Here is a 2,767-nt window from a genome sequence, read left to right as displayed (position 1 = left end):
GATTGCTTATGCCCGGATGCTGAAGGAGGCGAAGGTGCCGGTGACCTATGTCATGGCGCCGGGCATGATCCACGCCTTCAACGCCCTGATCCACCTGATCCCCGGCGGCCTGCCGCAGATCGCCGCGATCGACGAGGCGCTGCGGGGGGTGTGAACGTAGCGCTGTCAGATCCAGTGCAGAACGACGCCCGCTGAGACGATCGCGTTCACGATCCAGGTGCCGGCAAAGGCAAGTATGGCCAAGCCGACAAAGAATGCGGCCCAGCACAGGCCGACCATCTGCCAGCTCGGTTTGTCGAAGGTGGCGATCGGTCGCTGGACACCGGACGACAGCGTGCCGACATTTTTCGGAATGACGATGATGGTCGCCAGAACGCATAGGAACAATATCAGAGACGTCAAGGATAGGCCTGTTTCCTGTGCTGCGGAAATATAATTGAACGCGCCGTGGTTTTTGATCTGGTAGATCAAGCCAAGATCTGGGTGCGGTTCTTTTGGTTGGAATGATGTATATTGATTGAGAAGCGAGAAGAATATCGCCGCATTGGCAAGGCCAATGCCAAAAAGGGCGGAGGCAGTATAGTTGCGAAACGTCCTGTTGGCCCGAAACCGGCTGATCTGGATCATGCCGATGCTCCCGTTCGCCCTGTCGGCAGCCTACCCGTAATCCTGCTCGACCCGGAACCGCGTGCCGACCACGGCGGCGATGCGGATGCGGGTGCCGGCGGGAAGGTCGGGGCCTTCCACGCTCCAGGTCGCGTCGGCGATGCGGATGCGGCCGACGCCGTTGGCGATCGGTTCGTTCAGGGTCACGACCCGGCCGACATACTGCTCGCCGCGGCGGTTCAGCGTCGGCTGGTCGCTGGCCTCGGTGTGCGGCTTCAGCCAGGCGCGCCAGGCCACGACGCTGATCACCGACAGCACGGCGAAGACCAGCACCTGGAACTCCCAGCCGATCGACGGGACCAGCCAGGACAGGAGGCCGACGATGCCGGCGGAGATGGCGAGCCAGAGGAAGAAGGTGGCGGGCACCATGACCTCGAGGATCAGCAGCACCACGCTGGCGATCCACCACCACCAGAACTCCGGGCCCTGGATCATCATGCCTTCGGTCCCCACGGGCCGCCCTCGGGCGCCGGGGCGGCGGGATCCGCGGGCGGCCGCCGCGGCGGTACGGCCGGCGGCGCCCCGCCGTCACGGCCGAACGCCTCGCGCGCGATCTCGGAAATGCCGCCGATGGCACCGATCACGCTCGATGCCTCCAGCGGCATGAACAGCACCTTCTGGTTCGGCGCCGCCGCCACGGCCTTCAGCGCGTCGACATATTTGGTGGCGACGAAGTAGTTGATCGCCTGCACGCTGCCGGACGCGATGGCCTCGCTCACCGCGGTGGTCGCCTTGGCCTCGGCCTCGGCCGAGCGCTCGCGGGCCTCGGCGTCGCGGAAGGCGGCCTCGCGCCGGCCCTCGGCCTCCAGGATCGCGGCCTGCTTCAGGCCCTCGGCGCGCAGGATCTGCGCCTGCCGCGTGCCCTCGGCCTCCAGGATGGTGGCGCGGCGGTCGCGCTCGGCCTTCATCTGCCGGGCCATGCTGTCGACCAGGTCGCGCGGCGGGGTGATGTCGCGGATCTCGATGCGGGTGACCTTGACGCCCCAGGGCTCGGTGGCATCGTCCACCACCTTCATCAGCCGGGCGTTGATCTGGTCGCGGTTGGACAAGAGCTCGTCCAGGTCCATCGAGCCCATCACCGTGCGGATGTTGGTCATGGTCAGGTTGATGATCGCGGTCTCGAGGTTGCCAACCTCATAGGCCGCCTTCGCCGCGTCCAGCACCTGGTAGAAGATCACGCCGTCGACCGTCACCATGGCGTTGTCCTTGGTGATGATCTCCTGCTGCGGCACCTCCAGCACCGTCTCCATCATCGACAGCTTGGCGCCGATCTGGTCGACGAAGGGCACGATCAGGTTCAGGCCGGGGCGCAGGGTGCGGGTGTAGCGGCCGAACCGCTCCACCGTCCATTCGCGGCCCTGGGGCACCGACTTGACGCCCATGAAGATGACCAGGATCGCCAGGACCAGGATGGCCAGGACGACGATCGCGAACGGGGAAATCGGCATGATGGGCTTCCGTTCCTCTTGGCGCGGCCACAGTGTGCCATAGCGGCCACAGGGCCGGCCCGATTATTTCACCGGAACTTTGTGGCGGAAACGCAGCGGCCAAGTCGGACGGTGACGGCGGATCAGGGCTCGAACTGCTCCTTCAGGATCCGTTCCTCCAGCGTCTTGCCGGGGTCGAACAGCAGGGCCAACGATACCGAGCGGTCCTCGGCGATCTCGACCCGGGCCACGTCGCGCACCTCGGTCGAATCGGCGACGGCGCTGACCGGGCGCTTCGGCAGCTCCAGCATGTCGAGCACGATCTTCGCCCGCTGCGGCAGCAGGGCGCCGCGCCAGCGCCGCGGCCGGAAGGCGCTGATCGGCGTCAGCGCCAGGATGCCGGCGCCGAGCGGGATGATTGGGCCATGCGCCGACAGGTTGTAGGCGGTGCTGCCCGCCGGGGTCGACACGATCGCCCCGTCGCAGATCAGCTCCGGCATGCGCACGATGCCGTCGACCGTGATTCGCAGCTTCGCCGTCTGCCGGGTCTGGCGCAGCACCGAGACCTCGTTGATGCCCAGCGCCTCGTGCACCGTGCCGTCGACCGTGGTCGCCCGCATCCGCAGCGGATGCAGGATCACGGTCCGCGCCGCCGCCACGCGGCCCGCCAGATC

4 protein-coding genes are annotated in these 2,767 nt (G+C 66.8%); all 4 read right to left on the bottom strand.

Annotation, left to right across the window (positions count from 1 at the left end; genetic code table 11):
• Window positions 1-165 precede the first annotated feature (165 nt).
• Window positions 166-627 (bottom strand): hypothetical protein, encoded by a 462-nt coding sequence (locus tag ABDW35_RS35150; protein WP_343718483.1) that lies wholly within the window; start codon window positions 625-627, stop codon window positions 166-168.
• A 30-nt stretch (window positions 628-657) separates the two neighbouring features.
• Window positions 658-1,104, bottom strand: a complete 447-nt coding sequence (locus ABDW35_RS35145; protein WP_343718482.1) for an NfeD family protein — start codon at window positions 1,102-1,104, stop codon at window positions 658-660.
• The gene (locus ABDW35_RS35140; protein ID WP_343718481.1) at window positions 1,101-2,114 is read right to left on the bottom strand and encodes an SPFH domain-containing protein; all 1,014 of its coding nucleotides are present in this window, start codon (window positions 2,112-2,114) and stop codon (window positions 1,101-1,103) included. Before ABDW35_RS35140 ends, ABDW35_RS35145 begins: the two co-directional genes overlap by 4 nt.
• A 122-nt stretch (window positions 2,115-2,236) precedes the next feature.
• The coding region (locus ABDW35_RS35135; RefSeq protein WP_343718480.1) for an NAD kinase at window positions 2,237-2,767 on the bottom strand (531 nt) is incomplete at its 5' end.

Source organism: Inquilinus sp., assembly GCF_039594555.1.
Taxonomy (GTDB): domain Bacteria; phylum Pseudomonadota; class Alphaproteobacteria; order DSM-16000; family Inquilinaceae; genus Inquilinus.
The sequence above is the reverse complement of the archived record's forward strand: the minus strand, read 5'-3'. Positions and strand labels throughout refer to the sequence as shown.